General features: G+C 33.9%; 18 protein-coding genes and 1 other RNA gene. 13 read left to right on the top strand and 6 right to left on the bottom strand.

What is annotated here, in order from left to right; translation table 11 throughout:
- The first annotated feature begins 10 nt into the window (after positions 1 to 10).
- From hutI to JOE44_RS19895, 3 genes are all read left to right on the top strand, one after another.
- The gene (gene hutI / locus JOE44_RS19885) at positions 11 to 1,234 is read left to right on the top strand and encodes an imidazolonepropionase (RefSeq protein ID WP_209786928.1); all 1,224 of its coding nucleotides are present in this window, start codon (positions 11 to 13) and stop codon (positions 1,232 to 1,234) included.
- Positions 1,235 to 1,322: 88 nt separating this feature from the next.
- Positions 1,323 to 2,243, top strand: coding sequence for a formimidoylglutamase (hutG, locus tag JOE44_RS19890; protein ID WP_209786929.1), 921 nt, complete (start codon positions 1,323 to 1,325; stop codon positions 2,241 to 2,243).
- A gap of 138 nt (positions 2,244 to 2,381) precedes the next feature.
- Complete coding sequence (locus tag JOE44_RS19895; protein ID WP_209786930.1) at positions 2,382 to 3,674, top strand: aldehyde dehydrogenase family protein; 1,293 nt, start codon at positions 2,382 to 2,384, stop codon at positions 3,672 to 3,674.
- 120 nt (positions 3,675 to 3,794) lie between these two features.
- Here JOE44_RS19895 and pyk read toward each other — a convergent pair whose 3' ends face one another.
- Genes pyk through JOE44_RS19920 form a run of 5 tightly spaced genes read right to left on the bottom strand, consistent with a single transcriptional unit; the run spans position 3,795 to position 7,976 of the window.
- Positions 3,795 to 5,240, bottom strand: a complete 1,446-nt coding sequence (gene pyk, locus JOE44_RS19900; protein ID WP_105681637.1) for a pyruvate kinase — start codon at positions 5,238 to 5,240, stop codon at positions 3,795 to 3,797.
- Complete coding sequence (locus JOE44_RS19905) at positions 5,233 to 5,706, bottom strand: IPExxxVDY family protein (RefSeq protein WP_209786931.1); 474 nt, start codon at positions 5,704 to 5,706, stop codon at positions 5,233 to 5,235. The genes pyk and JOE44_RS19905 overlap by 8 nt, the downstream gene beginning before the upstream one ends.
- Positions 5,684 to 6,448, bottom strand: coding sequence for a ribonuclease III (rnc, locus tag JOE44_RS19910; RefSeq protein WP_209786932.1), 765 nt, complete (start codon positions 6,446 to 6,448; stop codon positions 5,684 to 5,686). The genes JOE44_RS19905 and rnc overlap by 23 nt, the downstream gene beginning before the upstream one ends.
- Before the next feature lie 9 nt (positions 6,449 to 6,457).
- Entirely contained in the window at positions 6,458 to 7,702 is a 1,245-nt protein-coding gene (gene fabF / locus JOE44_RS19915; protein WP_209786933.1) for a beta-ketoacyl-ACP synthase II, read from the bottom strand.
- A 34-nt stretch (positions 7,703 to 7,736) separates the two neighbouring features.
- On the bottom strand, positions 7,737 to 7,976 hold the full coding sequence (locus JOE44_RS19920) for an acyl carrier protein (RefSeq protein WP_002976354.1): 240 nt from the start codon (positions 7,974 to 7,976) through the stop codon (positions 7,737 to 7,739).
- A 1,290-nt stretch (positions 7,977 to 9,266) separates the two neighbouring features.
- On the opposite strand from JOE44_RS19920, the gene JOE44_RS19925 reads away from it, so the two are divergent.
- The 9 genes from JOE44_RS19925 (at position 9,267) to JOE44_RS19965 (ending at position 18,336) form a co-directional block, all read left to right on the top strand.
- Complete coding sequence (locus JOE44_RS19925; protein ID WP_105681632.1) at positions 9,267 to 9,500, top strand: hypothetical protein; 234 nt, start codon at positions 9,267 to 9,269, stop codon at positions 9,498 to 9,500.
- A gap of 88 nt (positions 9,501 to 9,588) precedes the next feature.
- The gene (gene gwsG, locus JOE44_RS19930) at positions 9,589 to 10,575 is read left to right on the top strand and encodes a grasp-with-spasm system ATP-grasp peptide maturase (RefSeq protein ID WP_209786934.1); all 987 of its coding nucleotides are present in this window, start codon (positions 9,589 to 9,591) and stop codon (positions 10,573 to 10,575) included.
- 7 nt (positions 10,576 to 10,582) lie between these two features.
- The gene (locus JOE44_RS19935; RefSeq protein ID WP_105681630.1) at positions 10,583 to 10,777 is read left to right on the top strand and encodes a hypothetical protein; all 195 of its coding nucleotides are present in this window, start codon (positions 10,583 to 10,585) and stop codon (positions 10,775 to 10,777) included.
- Positions 10,774 to 11,820 (top strand): grasp-with-spasm system SPASM domain peptide maturase, encoded by a 1,047-nt coding sequence (gene gwsS / locus JOE44_RS19940; RefSeq protein ID WP_209786935.1) that lies wholly within the window; start codon positions 10,774 to 10,776, stop codon positions 11,818 to 11,820. The genes JOE44_RS19935 and gwsS overlap by 4 nt, the downstream gene beginning before the upstream one ends.
- Complete coding sequence (locus JOE44_RS19945) at positions 11,820 to 13,004, top strand: glycosyltransferase (protein WP_209786936.1); 1,185 nt, start codon at positions 11,820 to 11,822, stop codon at positions 13,002 to 13,004. Before gwsS ends, JOE44_RS19945 begins: the two co-directional genes overlap by 1 nt.
- 216 nt (positions 13,005 to 13,220) lie before the next feature.
- Positions 13,221 to 14,054 carry a GLPGLI family protein gene (locus JOE44_RS19950; RefSeq protein WP_280895007.1) on the top strand — a complete coding sequence of 278 codons (834 nt, stop codon included), beginning with the start codon at positions 13,221 to 13,223 and terminating at the stop codon, positions 14,052 to 14,054.
- A gap of 285 nt (positions 14,055 to 14,339) precedes the next feature.
- Positions 14,340 to 15,569: a hypothetical protein gene (locus tag JOE44_RS19955; protein ID WP_209786938.1), complete on the top strand. Its 1,230-nt coding sequence runs from the start codon at positions 14,340 to 14,342 to the stop codon at positions 15,567 to 15,569.
- A 9-nt stretch (positions 15,570 to 15,578) separates the two neighbouring features.
- Entirely contained in the window at positions 15,579 to 17,786 is a 2,208-nt protein-coding gene (locus JOE44_RS19960; RefSeq protein ID WP_209786939.1) for a peptidase domain-containing ABC transporter, read from the top strand.
- Complete coding sequence (locus tag JOE44_RS19965) at positions 17,776 to 18,336, top strand: HlyD family efflux transporter periplasmic adaptor subunit (protein ID WP_209786940.1); 561 nt, start codon at positions 17,776 to 17,778, stop codon at positions 18,334 to 18,336. The genes JOE44_RS19960 and JOE44_RS19965 overlap by 11 nt, the downstream gene beginning before the upstream one ends.
- A gap of 164 nt (positions 18,337 to 18,500) precedes the next feature.
- Here the strand turns inward: JOE44_RS19965 and ssrA are convergent.
- Positions 18,501 to 18,902, bottom strand: a transfer-messenger RNA (tmRNA) gene (gene ssrA, locus JOE44_RS19970).
- A gap of 269 nt (positions 18,903 to 19,171) precedes the next feature.
- Between ssrA and rpsU the strand changes: the two genes are divergently transcribed.
- A complete protein-coding gene (gene rpsU, locus JOE44_RS19975) occupies positions 19,172 to 19,369 on the top strand; it encodes a 30S ribosomal protein S21 (protein WP_045501128.1) in 198 nt (65 codons plus the stop codon).
- Positions 19,370 to 19,399: the final 30 nt, after the last annotated feature.

Here is a 19,399-nt window from a genome sequence, read left to right on the forward strand (position 1 = left end):
CTTTAGACTAATGAAATTAATAGGACCATTTAAGCAGGTGGTGACCCTTGCTAACTTACCCTTAAGAGGAAAACTTTCCGATGAGCAGCTGGAAATTATTGTAGACGGAGGGATTGTAGTAGATCAGAATACCATCCGGAAAGTTGGAAATTTCGAAACATTAAAAACAGAAAATCCTACCATAGAAATTGAACAGATCGAGGGAGAACAGATTGCTCTTCCTGCTTTTGTAGATTCACATACCCATATCTGTTTCGGAGGAAACCGTGCGAATGATTTTGCCATGCGTAACGCAGGGAAAACTTATCTGGAAATCGCCGAGAGTGGTGGTGGAATCTGGAGTTCTGTACAGCACACAAGAAATGCTTCAGAAGAAGAATTACTGAAAACTTTAGTGGAAAGAATCAACTTTTTGGTTGAGCTGGGAATTACGACGATTGAGGTGAAAAGTGGTTACGGACTGGATGTGGAAAATGAGCTGAAAATGCTTAGAATTATTAAAAAAGCCCAGCACGAAACTAAGGCAACTTTAGTTCCTACCTGTCTTTCAGCTCACTTGAAACCAAGAGATTTTGAAGGAAGCAATCCTGAATATCTGCAATATATCATCACCGAAATTTTACCAAAAGTAAAAGAAGAAGGATTGGCGAACAGAGTAGATATTTTTATTGAAAAGTCTGCCTTTCAGCCTGAGGAAAGTAAGGATTTCTTACTTAAAGCAAAAGCACTAGGTTTTGAAATTACCGTTCATGCAGATCAGTTTACCCCTGGAAGTTCAAGAATTGCAGTAGAAGTGGGAGCGAAGTCTGCAGACCATTTAGAAGCAACCATTGATGAAGATATTCAATTTCTGGCTGAATCTGATACTGTGGCAACAGCTCTTCCGGGAGCGAGCCTAGGTTTGGGTGAGAAATTTACTCCGGCAAGAAAGTTACTGGATGCAGGAGCTATTGTAGCCATTGCAAGTGACTGGAATCCGGGATCAGCCCCTATGGGAAATTTAATTACCCAGGCGTCTATTTTAGCCACTTTCCAGAAACTGACTACAGCTGAAGTATTGGCAGGAATGACTTTCCGTGCTGCTTATGCCCTTAATCTTGAGGATAGAGGACAGCTACAGGAAGGAAAAAAGGCAGATTTTGTGACTTTCAAAACCAATAATTTCCAGAATGTACTGTATAATCAGGGAAGCTTAAAAGCAGAAAATGTGTACATTGACGGAAATCTGATGTAAAATTATAAATTAACCATATTTGTTCTTCCATCAGCGTGTTTGCAATATGAGCTGATGGAAGGGCAGACAATAGGCAAATGACTGAATAATGAGTAATATTTGGCAAGGCAGATTGGACGGAGAAGAACTTCTCTATCACAGATTATTTCAAAGAGTAAAAGAAGAACATAATTACGACAACATCTCTACAGGTGACTTTGCGTTGCATGGATTTGCTGTAGATGAAGGAGTAAGAAGAAATAAAGGCCGTCAGGGAGCGAAAGATGCTCCTGATGTGATCCGAAAAAATATGTCTAATTTTCCGGTGATCCTTCCTGACTTTTCAATGCTGGATTTTGGAAACGTTACCTGTGAGGACGGCAATCTGGAAAATACTCAGAATAATCTTGCCAAAAATGTTTCAAAAGTACTTTTAAAAGGAGGAAAATCCCTTGTGCTGGGTGGAGGCCACGAGGTGACATATGCCCATTATTTAGGGGTTAAAACAGCTTTCCCTGAACAAAAAATTGGTATTATTAATATTGATGCCCATTTTGATAACAGGCAGCCGGAAAAAGGAGTAGGACCAAGTTCTGGCACCGGATTCTGGCAGATTGCCCAGGAAGGACCCATCAATTCTTTGCATATTGGAATTCAGAGAAACTCCAATACATTAAAGCTTTTTGATACCGCTCATCAGTATGGGATGAAATATATCCTTGCTGACGAATTATTTTTTGAAAATCTTACATCCATCTATCAGCGTATCGATGAATTGCTGGACAGTGTAGATTATGCCTATCTTACCATTTGTATGGACGTCTTTAATGCATCCGTTGCTCCCGGAGTATCGGCAGCAGCATATAATGGTATCTTTGCGGATACTGCTTTTATGCATTTTTACAGACATATCTTAAAAAATAAAAAATTGCTGGCACTGGATGTAGCAGAAGTGAATCCTTCTTTCGATATTCAGGACAGAACAGCAAGACTTGCAGCATGTCTTGTGAATGAATGGCTAATGATTTAAGATAAAGCTATATTCTTCCGATAGAGAAAATCATTATTTTATTAACCCTTAAGGAATGGAATTTGCTGATTTCACCGTGCTTTTAAAATAAAAGCGCTCATAAATTCATTAGCTGAATTTAAAACAGAAATTTATATTATGGAACAATTAATTGAAAGCAAGCTTATTAAAGCAGATAAAGCGTTTTCAGTATGGAGAAAAGTGCCGTTTGAGGAAAGGCAGAAGTTAATTGCAAAAGCAGCGGAAATTTTAAAGAATAATTCGGAGAAATTTGGGAGAATAATTACAACAGAAATGAACAAACCTATTTCAGAATCTATTGCTGAAGTAGAAAAGTGTGCTTTAATGATGAATTATTATGTAAACGCTGAGAATATTTTAAAACCTGAGAAAGTAGAATCAGAATTTGCTTATTCTGAAGTTCACTATGCTCCCAAAGGAGTAATTTTAGGCGTAATGCCTTGGAATTTTCCTTTTTGGCAGGTATTAAGATTTGCTACTCCTGCAATTTTGGCTGGAAATACAGTGGTTTTAAAGCATGCATCAATTTGTTTCGGAAGTGGAAATGCCATTGTAGATGTTCTTCTGGAAGCAGGTTTTCCTGAAGGTATTTTTCAAAATCTTGAAGTAGGACACAAAGCTGTAAAAGAAATCCTTGAACACGATGCTGTAAGAGGAGTGAGCTTAACAGGAAGTGGAAAAGCAGGTGGAGAAGTGGCTTCAATAGCCGGATTAAATATCAAAAAATCTTTGCTTGAACTGGGTGGTAGTGATTCTTTTATCATTTTTGATGATGCAGACCTGGAAGATGCAGCAAAAGCGGGAGTGAAATCAAGACTTCAAAACTGTGGACAAACCTGTACTGCAGCCAAAAGATTTATTATTGATGAAAAGATTGAGGATCAGTTTTTACCAATATTTATTGAAGAATATAAAAAATATGAAATTGGAGATCCTTTAAATAAAGAAACGAAATTAGCAGGAATGGCTAGACCTGATCTTGCTGATGAGTTGGAAGCGCAGTTCAACAGAGCGCTGGAAAATGGTGCCGAAATTATCATTCCTTTGGAAAGGGTTTCTGAAAATGAATTTAAACCTGGTTTAATCAGAGTTCAGGAAGGAAATCCAATTTTGAAAGAAGAACTTTTCGGACCTCTTGGAATGATTATGATAGCAAAAAATCAGGAAGAAGCTTTGCAGATGGCGAATGATATTCCTTTCGGACTTTCTAATTCTGTTTGGACGAAAAATAAAGAACGCCAGTTATTCTTCATTGAAAACCTTGAGTCAGGAACTGTCAATATCAATCGTATGACGAGTTCTGATCCGCGTTTTCCATTTGGAGGAACAAAAGCTTCAGGATATGGAACAGAATTGTCTCTGTTGGCTTTAAAAGAATTCGTGACAGCTAAGACTATTGTAGGTAATTAGATTGTACCGTAGTATATTGTACAATGTATTCATGAGCCAATTTTATAATATAAAAAAACTCCCGGAAATCAATTTCCAGGAGTTTTTTATGTTTTGACAAAAAGTAATTTTGCTTATTGCTTATACAGTAGTCAATCTCAATGTATTGGTTTTTCCACCTTCATAGGATGGAGTTGCATTGATATTGATTACGAAATCTCCTGTTTCGATATAGCCATAATTATGCGTTAACATATTTACCTGGATAATCGTTTCATCAGTAGATTTCTTCATATCATAATAGTATGCGTGAACACCCCAAAGAAGGTTCAGCATGGTAATAACCCTTTTGTTACCACTATATACAATGATGTGAGAGTTTGGTCTGTGGGCTGCAAGCTGGAAAGCAGTGTATCCAGAGTGAGTAAGCGTTACAATAGCAGAAACGTTTGTTGTTTTAGCAATTCTTACCGCGGCAAGGCAAACCCTGTTGGTAATGAATCTCTCATCAATACAGTTATAATCTTTTTCGATAGGCTCATTTTTATGTTGGTAAAAATGAGTGGTTTCGATATTCTTTACAATTTTGGCCATGTTTTCCACAACCTGTACCGGATATCTCCCTACAGAAGTTTCTCCCGAAAGCATTACGGCATCTGCACCATCCAATACAGAGTTGGCAACGTCATTTACTTCCGCTCTGGTTGGTGTTAAGCTGTTGATCATCGTTTCCATCATCTGGGTAGCGATAATCACCGGCTTAGAATAGAATCTTGCTTTTTCTACCAGGTTTTTTTGAATTGCAGGAACTTCTTCCATTGGAACTTCTACTCCAAGGTCTCCACGAGCTACCATTAATCCATCACATTCAAGAAGGATTTCTTCAATATTTTTAACCCCTTCAGGCTTTTCAATCTTTGCAATAATCGGAGTCTTGAATTTACCATTTGGATGCGCCTTGATAAGCTCCTTCAAGTCGATAATATCCTGGGCATGACGAACAAATGATAAGGCAATCCAGTCAACTTCCATGTCAAGCATGAAATTAGCATCCTGAATATCCTTTTCTGTCAATGCAGGAAGAGAAACATTTGTATTAGGTAAATTAACTCCTTTTTTAGAGCTTAACGGCCCTCCTTGAATGGTTTTTGCTTTTACCGTATCTATTTCATTGGTTTCAGTAACCTCCAACATCAGCTTCCCATCGTCAATAAGGATTCTTTCTCCTACTTTTACGTCTTGTGGAAACTGTTGGTAAGTCATGTACACTTTCGTGGAATCTCCCTCCATCTTTTCATTGGTGAAGGTAAGAATATCACCTGGGTTCAGATAAGATCCTTCCTTTACAACTCCTACTCTCAGCTTAGGACCCTGAAGATCTCCCAAGATTCCCACTGAATAACCATACTCGCTGTTTAGCTCTCTAATTATTTCAATATTTTTTCGAACTAAGTCGTAATCTGCATGGGAAAAATTTATTCTGAAAATATCAACACCCGCTTTCATTAAATCTAACATTACCTCCTTCGACGATGAAGCAGGCCCTAGTGTTGCGATAATTTTTGTCTTCTTTAAATACTTATTCATAATACTGGATAATTTGATAAAGTTCTTCATCAGAACTCAGTGTGTAATCTTGAATTGGAAACACAAGATTTTCAGGGAGCAAAATTACGGAAAAATCAGGAAACTGTTCCGAACTATGCAGAATATATTCCACATCTACCTGATTATTTAATAAAAATTTAATGTTTTCTTCTTCTGTAAAGAGTTCTGTCTGAATTTTTTTTTGCTTACTTTCAGAAGATTTATTTGAAATGAAGGTGAAACAGGTCTTTGAAAACTTGTGGTAGGCTTCAAATCTTGGAAAAAGATAATCATAATATCCCCCATGAAAGACAAGATCTTTCTTTCTTGAAAAATTGAGGTCGTTTGTTTGATTTATTTTATAGAAAAACTCGTGAGCAGGTACATCTTTGGCTAATCTTACCAATCCTATGGCAATATCTTCAAATTCTATATCATCAAGATCATAAAGTTTTTGAATTTCCAAGTATATTTTCTTTTTTATTTAAAATATAAAATGCCCTATGTGCTGCTTTTTCCTCTGCTTTCTTCTTAGAAGTCTCAGTTGCATTCGCAATCTTTTCATCTCCCAGCCATACATGACATCTGAATACGACAGCTTTATTTGCCTGTATTTCCTCGCAGGTTTCGTACTTTATGTTAACCTTCTTCTTTTGGCTCCATTCAAGAAGGAGACCTTTGTAGCTTACAATTTTGTTTTCAAGCTTATTGATCTCAGAAGGGGTCAGCAATTTTTCCAAGATGATCCTTTTGCAGGCATCATAATGGAAGTCTAAATAAACGGCACCGATTAAGGCCTCGAATAAATTTCCGGAGATATTCTCTCCCAAAGCGGAAGAACTGTTTTGCTTTTGCAAAAGGTTGGTAAGCTTGAGATCTTCTCCTAATTTATTGAGATTTTTCCTATTAACAATCTTAGATTTCATTTGTGTCAGATATCCCTCATTAGCCTGAGGATACGTCTGGAACAAATGACAAGAAATAATTGTACCCAAAACAGAATCTCCCAAAAATTCAAGCCTTTCGTAATTGCTGTCTTGATTTTTAGAAGAATTTTTTAAAGAAAAAGCTTCGCGGTAAAGAGCTATATTTTGAACCTCGGTACCCAATACTTTACTAAGCTCGGTACTGAGAAAATATTCTCTCTCCGTTAATTGTCTTTTTCTTTTTTTGAGAAGGAATTTAGAAAAGTATTTCTGTAACTCCATTCATTGAATTTAGATTTTCTTAAATAGAACGCAAGCGTTATGCCCGCCAAATCCAAAAGTATTGCTCATGGCTACTTTTACATCTTTCTTCACAGCCGTATTAAACGTAAAGTTTAGTCTGCTGTCAATATTTTCATCATCAGTAAAATGGTTGATGGTAGGAGGAACAGTACCATGAATAATAGTTCCCAATGCAGCGATAGCTTCAATAACTCCGGCAGCTCCTAAAAGGTGTCCAGTCATTGATTTTGTAGAATTAATCTGAATGTCATAAGCGTGCTCGCCTAATAATCTTGAGATAGCATTGGATTCTGCGATGTCTCCTAATGGAGTAGAAGTACCATGCATATTGATATGATCTACTTCATCAGCAGTTAAACCTGCATCTTCCAGGCAGCTCTTCATTACCAGATAAGCACCAAGGCCTTCAGGATGCGGAGCGGTCATGTGATGTGCATCAGCACTTAAACCACCTCCTAATAATTCTGCATAAATTGTAGCACCACGTTTTACAGCGTGCTCATATTCTTCAAGAATGATACAGCCGGCTCCTTCACCCAATACAAATCCATCTCTGTCTTTATCAAAAGGTCTTGAAGCAGTTTTAGGGTCATCATTTCTTGTAGAAAGTGCCATCATTGCGTTGAATCCACCGACACCACTTGCTGTAACGGCAGCTTCAGAGCCTCCGCACACAATAACATCTGCTTTTCCTAATTGGATCAGCATTTTGGAATCAATTATAGCATTTGCTGAAGATGCACATGCAGATACAGTCGTGTAGTTAGGTCCGTGGAAACCGTATTCAATTGAGATATGTCCAGGAGTGATATCCGCAATCATTTTTGGGATAAAGAAAGGGTTAAATCTCGGAATTTCCGTATTGGCCCATCCTAACACTTCAGTTTCAAAAGTCTCTAATCCTCCGATTCCGGATCCCCAGATTACACCAACTCTGTTTTTATCTACATTGCCTTCAATAATTCCGGAATGCGCTACTGCTTCTCTTGCAGCAACAAGTCCCAATTGAGTGTTTCGGTCCATTTTTTTAGCCTCTTTCTTATCGAAATGCTGTAACGGATCGAAATTTTTCACCTCGCAAGCGAACTTTGTTTTAAAGTTTGTGGCATCAAAAAGAGTAATCGGAGCGGCACCGCTCTCACCTTTCACAAGATTTTCCCAGTATTCTTTTGCATTATTTCCTATTGGCGTTATTGCTCCAAATCCGGTTACAACTACTCTTTTTAATTCCATAAACTTTGTTTAATTTCTTTTTTGTTGAAGAATATTATTTATTTACTACTTCTTCGATGTAAGCGATAGCGTGTCCTACAGTAGTAATTTTTTCAGCTTGGTCATCAGGGATCTGAATGTTAAATTCTTTTTCAAATTCCATGATTAACTCAACTGTATCTAGTGAATCAGCTCCTAAATCGTTAGTGAAGCTAGCTTCAGGAGTTACTTCTGTTTCTTCAACGTCAAGCTTATCAGCGATGATAGCTTTTACTCTTGATGCAATGTCTGACATAGTAAATTATTTTTTTAATTGTTAGATGGTGCAAATATATAAAATTCTTTACGATAAAACATTTTTTTAGTCTTTTTTGTGGACCGGAAGCTTTCATTTTAGATTGTTTAGCTTTAGTCTTTTAGTTTTCAGTGGGTTATATTTTGATGAAACGGTAAAAGGATAAAGTGCTTCAAATTAAGAAAGTTTGAGATCAAGCAGAATTCTCCTTTCTTATCAATAAAACTGATGTATGAACTTTAAAATTGACTTTTGATTGAGAATTTTTATAACCCAATCTCTACTTTCCAATCTTTTTGATGAGGAATGAATAGAAGCCTAACCTTCTTGAGTTTGATTAATCCTTTTCTTTAGTATAGTAAATAGGTACAGAAAAATCGGGAACTCTTACCATTACTCTATCATTCTTTCTTTGTACCCTAAACTCATTGAGTCCAATATATTCGTTGCTATTGTTAAAATGACAATGCTAAAAGAGGATTAATAAAATGTGCTTTTTAGTTTTGATAAGATGGTAGTATTAGTTTGTTGATAAAATACTATTCTCTTTTTTAGGAATAAGTAGTGGAAATATATTAATTTGTTGATTAGATATTCTAATTTAGATTTGAGGATAGATGATTTCTGATCAATAAGTTTGAAATATTGAGATTGTTACTAGAAAGGACAATTTACTATAGAATTAATAATGCTGAAAATTTTGTTTAGTAACACATTTGATAAGTGTTTTTCATCTTTTGCAGATAAACTTGTTTTCAAAACAAAATCGATATTTATTATAATAGCTATTCTGCCAGGGTTCGGATTTCAAATGAATAAGTCCGTTTTTATTTTACCTAAGTCTTTACTTTAATCTTGTGGGCTCCTGCCTTTAATGTTCATGTGTAATGTTCCGTAGTTGCCATTTTACTTTTGTTTTTACTCGTTTTTACCCCTGATTTTATAAATTATTTCTATGAGCATTGATATAATTATTTTATGTTTCTGTAATTTTTTTTATTAAAAATAATTTTCAGTTAAGCATACTATTCCCGATACCTTCATTGATCCATCATGGGATTAAATTTTAATTCACATAAATGAGAGTATGTTTATTATATATTCATATTATTGTGTTTTTTATTAAAAAAAAACTCACAAAGCGTTGATAAGTTTGATTTTTTTTTAATACTTTTAAAAAAGTTTTGCTTTAGACAAATTTTTAACCATGATTGAGTGCACGCAGTTTAAATTAGAAATGGGAGTTAAAGGAAACTAAACAAACATTACAAAATATTAATTTTTTACACTATGAAATTAGAAAGTTTAAAAAGCGAGAAATTTGGTAAATATTCAAAAAACACTTTGGAAATCACTGAATTAATTAAAGGAGGTCTAGCTGGTAATACAAGCACATCAAGTTCTGTGACAAACGAAAGTACTTTTGATACTGATAGCGCATGTCCAGATTGTGAAAAAGATCCAAATGGAGGAACAAGTGTTGGCTTAGAGCCAGGCTTTGGTCTTGGTAGATCAGCAAAATAATTTTTAAATTATCCAGCCTTAAATATTTAACTTATTTAATACAGTTAGTATTTAAGGCTTTTTATTTCTAATAGTAAAAAAATTCAAGTTGAAAAAAACTATTTTAATATTAAGTCAGAAATCTGATATCTCTACCAATAGAGTGATTGATTATCTGATCGCTTCCCAAAAAGATTTTTACAGGGTAAATGTAGATTCTGACAGGCTTGTTGATGTGCGCTTAGATTTTGAAGAAGGAGAGGTTACAAAATTCATACTTTATTTTGAAAACAAAGCACCTCTGGATTTAAATGATGTTTATTCATGCTGGTATAGGAGAGGAGGCATTCCCATGTTTCCTTTACCGGAAATGAAAGATATATACGAGCTATTTAAAAGTGAAAAGATATCGCTTAAATCAAGAGAACATCTGTACGCAGAGTCCCGTGAATTACATGAATATATCCATTGGTATCTGGAGACCCATATTGAGAAGACTATTGGAAGCCAGTCAAGTGCCCATATCAATAAACTGAAACAGCTTACCGTTGCTAATAGCTGCGGGCTGCCCATACCTGAAACTAAGATTTTAACAAATTTTAAAAATACTTCCAAAGCTACACTTATCACAAAAAGTATCCAAGATATTCTTCATGCTCAGGATGACATAAACAGATATATGTATTTTACTGAAGATGTTCCTGCGGATGATATCAATGATTCTATTCAATTTTATCCTAGTTTATTCCAGCATAAGATTGAAAAAGAATATGAAATTAGAATTTTTTATCTCCACGGAACTTGTTATAGCATGGCTATTTTTAGTCAGGCAGATACTAAGACTCAAACTGATTTCCGAAAATATAATTTCGATAGACCTAACCGGAATGTTCCCTACAAATTACCTGTTGATGTAGAAGAAAAAATAGTTTCATTCATGCATAAGATTAATTTGAATTGTGGTTCACTGGATTTAATATATACAAAGGGACAGTATTATTTTTTAGAAGTTAATCCTGTGGGGCAGTTTGGAGCGGTTTCCCAAGCGTGTTCATACAATCTTGAATCAAAAATAGCAGAATATCTATCTAACTAATTTGAAAATGACAAAACTACCATACATATATAAATATTTAACTAAAATAAAATTAAATATTGACAAGAAAAGACAGGAGGCATTTCCCGTGGATGCTTATGACAGCACATATTGTGTGCCTGAAGGAGGTGCCAACAAACCGATCAGTAAAATTATTGATTTAAAAAAATTAAATGAAGACATAAACCAGAAAACTAAATGATGGATTATACAATTTTAAAGGATAAATTTTTACAACTGTATTCAGTGTGTCTTATGACAAAAGGGGTGAAAAGATCCGTGATAGTAGACACTCAAAGAGAAGAATGGTATCATATCCCAAATTCTTTACATACAATTCTTCTCAACTATAATAATCAAAAATTAGAAAAGCTGTTCGGAGATTTCAAAGGGGAAGAAGAGGTTTTAATGGAGTACTTGGATTTTTTATATGAAAATGATCTGATATTTTATTCTGAGTCAGCTGATTGTTTTCCGCCGTTGGGTGATTATATTGAAAGTCCTTCAATCATTGAAAGTGCTATTATTGATTTTGATAGTACATCACAAAATTTACAGCATCTTGAGGAAATCTTTTCTGATCTGGAATTGCTGGGATGTAAAAATTGTCAATTCAGATTTTTTCATTCTCCTTCAAAAGCAGAAATAATTAAAATTGTAACCCTTCTTGGCAACTCAAGGATTACTTCTTTAGATTTTATAATCAAGTATGATGAATCATATAATGTTGATTTTTTAATAGAATTAACCAAGCAAAACTTGAGAATTAAAAGTGTTTTTGTTCACTCTACACCCTTTAGCAGGATAGAAATTATTAACGCTGAATATTTTTCTTACATGGGGAATGTGGTTTTTATTATGCAGGAAATTAAAGATGAGACTCATTGCGGGAAAATCTCTCCGGAATATTTTACCACAAACTTTAGAATGTTTAATGAATCATTAAAATACAATTCGTGCCTGTATAAGAAAATTGGTGTTGATACGAATGGAAATATTAAAAACTGTCCAACATTAGCCTCTTCTTTTGGTAATATAAAGCAAGACAGATTAACTGAAATTGTAATTAAAGAATCATTTACTGACATTTGGAATATTAATAAAAATCAACTGAGTGTTTGTAAAGATTGTGAATATAGAAACGTATGCAGCGATTGTAGAGGCTTTTTAGATGAAAGCCAGATTCATAATGCAAAGCCGGTTTTATGTGGTTATGATCCTTACAATAATGTCTGGCAGGAATAATGAAAAGAGTTGTACTTAATTTTATTTTTAAAGATGAAGAGCATGTTATCGAACGGATGTTAAACAGCAACTTACACTTTGCTGATTTGATAGTGTGTGTCGATACAGGGTCCACAGATAATACCGTAGATGTCATTAAGAAATGGGCAGAAATCAATAAAAAACAATTATTTATATTTTATAGAACTTTTGATTATTTTGATAATAGCCGGAATTTTGCTTTAAATAAATTAAAAGAGGTTGTTCGTACACTGGGCTGGGATGAAAAAAAAACTTATGGATATTGGCTGGATTGTGATGAAGTTGTAACGGATAAAGGCTTTGATAAGAATACGCTGACAGAAGATTCGTATCTGTGTAAAGTACATCTGAATGGGGATATATTTTCAAGATTAACCTTTTTCAGGTTAGATTTACCCTTCTTTTGGTATGGACCTGTACACGAATATTTAAAATGTGAACCGAAGTTTACGTGTGCCGTGATTGAAAACTTTGAAATCAATGTTTATAACGATGGTAACTCGTGGCAAAATAATTTAACAGAAAAATACTTAAATCACGCAAATATTTTAGAAAAGCATCTGCAAAAAAATGATATAACAGATGCTGCCAGATGGCTTTTTTATCTGGCGCAAAGCTACTATTTTTCAGCTTTGTTTACATTTAATAATGACGACCGTATCTACAAATTAAACAAGGCATTAAAAGTATATAGAGAAAGGGTTGCAATGACAGCCGATGGGTACAGTGAAGAAATATTTTATTCTCAATATATCATAGGACGCATTTCATACTTATTAGAGAAGGATTGGGATGTTGTTCTAAACGAATATACAAAAGCAGATGATATTGATCCGATAAGAGCTGAGACTACTTACAAAATCATTTGTCATTATTATGACAACGATAATTATACTTCGGCTTATGAATATTCGAAAAAGTCTTTAAAGCTGTATCATGGTAAAAATCCATTTCCTCAAAGGTTATTATTTGTTGAACTCGAATTATATAATTGGAAATTGTTATACAAGCATTTGAAAATTTGTGTAAAAATAAACCACATAGATGAAGCAAAGATTACTGTTGAAGAGCTCAATAATCTTGTAGATGAAAGTCCGGAATGGTTTAATTCGGAAGACCTTAACGATATCAGAGAAGTTAATCAATTTCTCACGTATTTTTAGTGCTGCCGATGTTACGTCAAACCCCATAAAAGAGTGCTGGCATCTATTTTAAAAATCAATTTATTCCAGTTTGTATTATATTTAGATTATAAATGAAATTCCACAGATTTATTATACGGTAGCGAGATATAAGGTTTTGATTTGTATTATGATACATAAAATGTGAAAACGATTTCTCCTACTTTAAAATTATTTCTTAAAAACCACCAAATCATTATGTTAAACCGAATATTTTTTCTTCTCCTGATGAGCTGTTTTTTTACTTCAGCACAAACTCATCGTTTTATTTATGAATTACAATTCAAAATAGACTCAACCTCCACTGATTATATTAAAACCAATATGGTATTGGATATTAACCCTAAGGACGTCAAATTCTATGAATATAAATTTCTTAGAATGGATTCCATTAATAAGGCTAATCAGAACTACCGCTTTCGAACCTGGGGTTTTCAAAATATTATTACGAGGGAACGAAATTCCTTCAAAAACAAAAATTTCGAAAATCTGGATGACTTGTTTGTGTATCAAACAGATAATTCAATGAAGTGGAATTTAAGCAATGAAACCAAAATGGCGGATAAATATCTTCTGCAAAAAGCCACGACATTTTTTGGAGGAAGACAGTGGACGGCATGGTTTTGTAAAGAGATTCCTTACAATGAAGGACCTTATAAATTTAGAGGGTTGCCAGGATTAATATTTCAAATTTATGATTCAAAAAGTCAGTTCAAGTATAACATGCTGCAGTCGAAGTCATTGGATGTGACCTATGATACAACAGGTTTCATAGAAGGCTATGCAGGTACTAAACCTTTAGAAGTAAGTGAGGAAATGGTTCAGAAAAAAAAATTAGAAAGATTTAATGAGCCTTTCAAGGATTTTATGTTACAGTTTGATAAGCAGCCGGATGCCCAGTATTTTTACAGAGGTACACAAATTACAAGTAAAGACCAGTTGAAAACATTTGAGAAGCAAGCGCAAGAAACAATGATGAAAGAAAATAATCCTATTGAAGTTAACAAAGTCATTCATTACTCTAAAAAATAATTTAGACATAAAGAATTTATGTCCTGTCTAAAGGGAATTGTGTTACGGGCTATTTACTTTATTTCAGTAAAATTCCAGACAATGCAATAAAGATTTATTGGGCAGTAAAGCCATTCTTCAATGTGAAATTAATTTTTCAAAATATAATAGACAAATTGGACCCAATAAGTCATGCTGATCAAGCAATCCGCGTTTCATTTTCATGATTTATTGTTAGCCAAATTATTAATTTGTAATAAATACTAAATGAAATTTTTTTTTAAATGTTTTTTAATTATTACGGCTATGATGTCTAATCTTTTGTCTTCGCAAAATGGATCTGTGTTAAGTGATACTTTAGTAAATACAAAGAATGCTAAAATAATTGTTGATCTGCCTGTTGCTAAAAATTCTTCGGCAAAGAATAAAAAATATCCGGTGTTTTTCATTTTAGATTCTCAGGAAAAGAACATTGTTGATATAGTGAAATCAAATATATCTTATTTGCAGAACTTTGGTAAAGAAATACCTGAAGTCATATTCGTAAGGGTGGAGGTATATGATCGGTCTAAGTTGTATTTTGGTGAAGGGGTAAACGAGCTGGCAGAGATGCTCCAAAAAACGATTATTCATCTTAACAAATATAATGCATTGAATTATAATGTAATTCTAGGTCATTCTAATTCCGCATCATTTGTTTTAGACCTTGCAAACGATATCAATTTGAGTAAGTTGTTTCAGGTGTATATTGCGTATTCTCCATCTAAAACTGTTGATAAATTAAATATCCCATCACAAGATGTAAACTTATATTTATCACATGGTGGTATCGGACAATATGAAAATTCGTTTAAAGAGGAAACTGTTGCCTATAAAGGGAAGATTGATAGCATAAATAGCCCTAAGTTTAAGTTGAAATATGATTATTTTCCAACGGCAAATCATAATACAATAATTCCTATGTCTATTTATAATTCAATAAATTACGCTTTTGATCCGTGGATTATAAGCAGTTTGGAAACTGAGTTTATGGTAAATAATAAGTACGATATTTTAAAAAATTTAAAAACAAAGTATCATGTATTAGAGCATATCACTAATGTAAGCCACGAAATATCTCCCAATGAATATGTGTATATAGCCAATCTGTATTATGGTATCGAAGATTTTAGTAGAGCTATATCGGTGACTGATGAGGCTCTGGCTGGTACCTCGCCAAAAGATTCTGATTATTATAAGATTTATTTTAATAGAGCTTTATATTATTTTGAAATTGAAGATATCTCAAAAGCCAAAGAAAATATAACTCTGGCAAAAAAATATATAACTAAAGAAACTGATGAGTATAACTATACATATCCAATGATAGTATATTATGACAAATTTTTAGATATTTATATTACTACTGCAAACAATGCTGATAGAGAAAAAAAAATAATTAAACTTCTTGAGTTGATTAAGAATGAAAAGAAAATTAGTAATAACAATCTTCTGGTAAATTTTATTAAAAAACATTTGCTGGAAATGAAAAAGTAGATTAGAAAAATGTTTAAAACTACCTTTCCCTTCTACAGGCAGCCTGATGCAAAAGACTGTGGCCCTACTTGTTTGCGGATAATAGCCAAATACTTCGGCAAAACACTCTCCATAGAACAGATACGTCTTCTTTCAGAGACGACCCGGGAAGGAAGCAGCCTCAAGGGCATAAGTACAGCTGCAGAACAGATTGGTTTTAAAACTATGGCAGTGAAAATCAGCTGCGATATGTTGGTTGATGATCCTCCATTACCATGCATTCTCCATTGGGATAAAAATCATTTTGTTGTTTTATACAAAATAGAAGAAAAAAATAAAAAATATTATTTCCATATCTCGGACCCGGGATTTGGCATTCTTAAATATGAACAAGCAGAATTTCTCAAGCGTTGGATTGATGAAGACGCCACTGAAAAAACTGAGGAAGGGGTTGTCTTATTTTTAGAAACCACGCCTGATTTTTTAAAAAAACATCTCGATAAACAAGAAAATAAAGCCAGTCTTAAGTTTCTGTCTCAATACCTGTTTGAATACAAACTGCTGGTAGGGCAATTAGTTATAGGGCTTTTAGCAGGGAGTTTGCTCTCACTTATTTTTCCGTTTCTTACCCAAAGCATTGTAGATGTGGGGATACAAAACCGCGATTTAAACTTTATTTATATCGTTTTGCTTGCGCAGATTATGCTTTTTTTAGGGAAAACGGGAATAGAAATTACCCGCAGTTGGATTCTTCTCCATCTTTCTACACGAATCAATATTTCTATAATTTCCGAATTCTTCATTAAGCTGATGAAGCTGCCTATCAGTTTCTTTGATACAAGGATGACAGGAGATATTATGCAGAGGATTAATGATCACCACAGAATAGAACAGCTTCTCACGACTTCTTCATTAAATACATTGTTCTCATTAGTCAATCTGATAATTTTCAGTATTGTTTTACTGTATTACGATTACAGACTTTTTATCGTGTATCTGATAGGTGCCGTCTTATATGTTACCTGGATCACTTTTTTCCTTAATAAAAGAGAAAAGCTAGACTATAAAAGATTTTCCCAGATTTCTCATGAACAAAGTAAAGTAATTGAACTCATTAATGGCATGCAGGAAATAAAAATGCACAATGCCGAAAAGAAAAAGCGTTGGGATTGGGAAGGTTTGCAGGCCAAATTATTCGATATAAGAATTGAGTCTCTTTCATTGGAACAATGGCAATCTGTTGGTGGGAATTTCATCAATCAAATGAAAGATATTTTAGTAAGTTTTTTATCTGCAAAATTAGTTTTGGATGGCAGTCTTACTTTGGGTATGATGCTGTCAGTACAGTATATTGTAGGACAGTTAAATAGTCCGTTATTGCAGCTAATCGATTTTATTAAGCAAAGTCAGGATGCTAAAATTTCTTTAGAGAGATTAGGGGAAATACATGAAAAAGAAGATGAGGAAATTGCCGACGAGAAATATGTTACAGAAATTCCGAAAAAGGACATTGAAATTAAAGACATATCTTTTAGGTATGTTGGCACGAAACAATATGTTTTCAAAAATTTAAATCTGGTTATCCCTTATCAAAAAACAACTGCAATCGTTGGGGCTAGTGGGAGCGGGAAAACTACTCTTTTGAAACTGATTATGAAATTTTATGAACCAGAAACAGGAGAAATAAAAATTGATAATACCGATTTGAAAAACATTTCGCCCAGATTTTGGCGGGAGCATTGTGGAGTTGTTATGCAAGATGGATATGTTTTTAACGATTCAATTGAAGAAAATATTGCTGTAGGAGAAGAAAATATAGATCAGAAAAAATTGTTGAAAGCAGTAGAGATTGCTAATATTAAAGACTTTATTGATGAACTACCTCTCGGCTATAATACTCGCATAGGCAATGAAGGAATAGGAATAAGCGGAGGGCAAAAGCAAAGACTCTTTATTGCAAGAGCTATTTATAAATCTCCCGAATATATTTTCTTTGATGAAGCTACTTCAGCACTGGATGCCAATAATGAAAGAATAATAATGAGAAATCTGGAACAGTTTTTCAAGGGTAGGACAGCAATCGTTATTGCACATCGGCTTTCTACAGTGAAAAATGCTGACAAAATTATTGTTTTGGATAAAGGATGTGTGGTAGAAGAAGGGAATCATGCTGAATTAGTTGCTAAGAGAGGCGAATATTATAGACTTGTAAAAAACCAATTAGAACTTGGAAGCTAAAAAAAATATATCAGACAAGCTTAAACTTCATTCAGAAAGTGTACAAAAGATACTTTCTACATCGCCTCATTGGATGATTCGATGGGGAAATACTATAGTTTTTATTGTTTTACTCCTTATTATATTGATGAGTTATTTTATCAAATATCCCGAATATATCCGGGCGCCTATTATTGTTACCTCACAAAATCGTCCTGAAAAAATAATGGAAGGAGACACTGCAGTACCTACTTTACCAAAAGAAGAGAGGTTTGTAGGGAAGATGGATATCCCAATAGAAGATTCTCTTAAGGTTACATCGGGTCAAAAAGTTTTGATAAAATTTGACAATTATCCCCAGCAGGAATATGGAGTAGTAGAGGGAAAGGTGCAAAAGATAACTGAGGCTTCTGGTAAAACTGGAAAGTATTATGTAAATGTTATGCTACCTAAAGGCTTAACAATTTCTAATGACAAAAACTTTCACTTTGATCAGGAACTGAAAGGAGATGCTGAAATTATAACAAAAGATGTCAGGTTAATTGAAAGATTCTTTCATAAAATCAGATAGTAAGTCAGTGCTTATCCTCATTATATTGTCAAAAGATCAATCTATTTCAGACTATTTTGAGGAGTAGGGAAGTAGAAGATTGGCGCCGTTAAAAACTTTTTATACAGTAAGTGAAAACAAAAAAACCTTAAATTATTTATGTTGAATAATTTAAGGTTTTGTTTTTGTGGAGTTGGAGGGATTCGAACCCTCGTCCAAACAAGCAATACATAAGCTTTCTACATGCTTATTCTACCATTGGTTTTCGATTGAAAGCAGAGGATAGACACTCAACTTCCAACTTATCTTCTAAATTTTTCGAGCTTTAGCCAAAGCTTCTAAAGCCTTATTTCCGCATTCCTATATCCCAGAATCAAACGCCGCAGAACAGAGCATTTGTGGAATATCTTGCTTCCCTACTGAAATCTTCGGGAAAACGCTTGATCTACTATACTTCGATATTAAGCTGCAAGAGCGAACTCTTCGTTGCCAGTTAAAATTTTGTAGCAAGGGATTATAGAGATCGCGCTACGGTTCTCTGCATGCTTACTTACCCATTGGTCTTGCTGTCGAAACCAGTCAACCCCATGAATAAAGTGAATGCAAAGATAATGCTTTTTGTTTATATTTCATTAATATGAACGATTTTAATGAAAATTAGGGGTTATGATGACCAATTTGAAGCCATTAAGATTTAAATATTGAATCATTGTGGATAAAAAAATATTATGTGTTAATGGCTTTTAATACTAGGTTTTTAAGATGACTTTAGATAATGGAGTGATTGTTTATGGTAATATATTTTGTGTTGTAAGAAAAATTGCCTAGTTTTGCAATCCAAAATGAGATGTAAAATATGTTAATAATTCCAGTAAAAGATGGTGAATCCATCGACAGAGCTTTAAAAAAATACAAGAGAAAATTTGATAAAACAGGAACTGTTCGTCAATTAAGATCTAGACAAGCTTTTATCAAGCCTTCTGTAACTTTGAGACAATCTAAGCTAAAAGCTGCTTACAAACAAAGAGCGCTTAGCAAAGAAGAGCAGGCTTAAGATTTTTTCTTAACCATATATTAATTCACT

Origin of the sequence: Chryseobacterium sp. PvR013 (assembly GCF_017833095.1) — a bacterium.
In the GTDB taxonomy this organism is placed as follows: Bacteria; Bacteroidota; Bacteroidia; order Flavobacteriales; family Weeksellaceae; genus Chryseobacterium; species Chryseobacterium culicis_A.

Excerpts from the sequence above, each read along its gene's own strand:
- gwsS (WP_209786935.1), top strand. The coding sequence starts at position 10,774 with ATGATGGATTATACAATTTTAAAGGATAAATTTTTACAACTGTATTCA.
- JOE44_RS19960 (WP_209786939.1), top strand. The coding sequence starts at position 15,579 with ATGTTTAAAACTACCTTTCCCTTCTACAGGCAGCCTGATGCAAAAGAC.
- JOE44_RS19955 (WP_209786938.1), top strand. The coding sequence starts at position 14,340 with ATGATGTCTAATCTTTTGTCTTCGCAAAATGGATCTGTGTTAAGTGAT.
- JOE44_RS19925 (WP_105681632.1), top strand. The coding sequence starts at position 9,267 with ATGAAATTAGAAAGTTTAAAAAGCGAGAAATTTGGTAAATATTCAAAA.
- pyk (WP_105681637.1), bottom strand. The coding sequence starts at position 5,240 with ATGAATAAGTATTTAAAGAAGACAAAAATTATCGCAACACTAGGGCCT.
- hutI (WP_209786928.1), top strand. The coding sequence starts at position 11 with ATGAAATTAATAGGACCATTTAAGCAGGTGGTGACCCTTGCTAACTTA.
- fabF (WP_209786933.1), bottom strand. The coding sequence starts at position 7,702 with ATGGAATTAAAAAGAGTAGTTGTAACCGGATTTGGAGCAATAACGCCA.
- rpsU (WP_045501128.1), top strand. The coding sequence starts at position 19,172 with ATGTTAATAATTCCAGTAAAAGATGGTGAATCCATCGACAGAGCTTTA.
- JOE44_RS19935 (WP_105681630.1), top strand. The coding sequence starts at position 10,583 with ATGACAAAACTACCATACATATATAAATATTTAACTAAAATAAAATTA.
- JOE44_RS19950 (WP_280895007.1), top strand. The coding sequence starts at position 13,221 with ATGTTAAACCGAATATTTTTTCTTCTCCTGATGAGCTGTTTTTTTACT.
- JOE44_RS19945 (WP_209786936.1), top strand. The coding sequence starts at position 11,820 with ATGAAAAGAGTTGTACTTAATTTTATTTTTAAAGATGAAGAGCATGTT.
- JOE44_RS19920 (WP_002976354.1), bottom strand. The coding sequence starts at position 7,976 with ATGTCAGACATTGCATCAAGAGTAAAAGCTATCATCGCTGATAAGCTT.
- rnc (WP_209786932.1), bottom strand. The coding sequence starts at position 6,448 with ATGGAGTTACAGAAATACTTTTCTAAATTCCTTCTCAAAAAAAGAAAA.
- JOE44_RS19895 (WP_209786930.1), top strand. The coding sequence starts at position 2,382 with ATGGAACAATTAATTGAAAGCAAGCTTATTAAAGCAGATAAAGCGTTT.
- hutG (WP_209786929.1), top strand. The coding sequence starts at position 1,323 with ATGAGTAATATTTGGCAAGGCAGATTGGACGGAGAAGAACTTCTCTAT.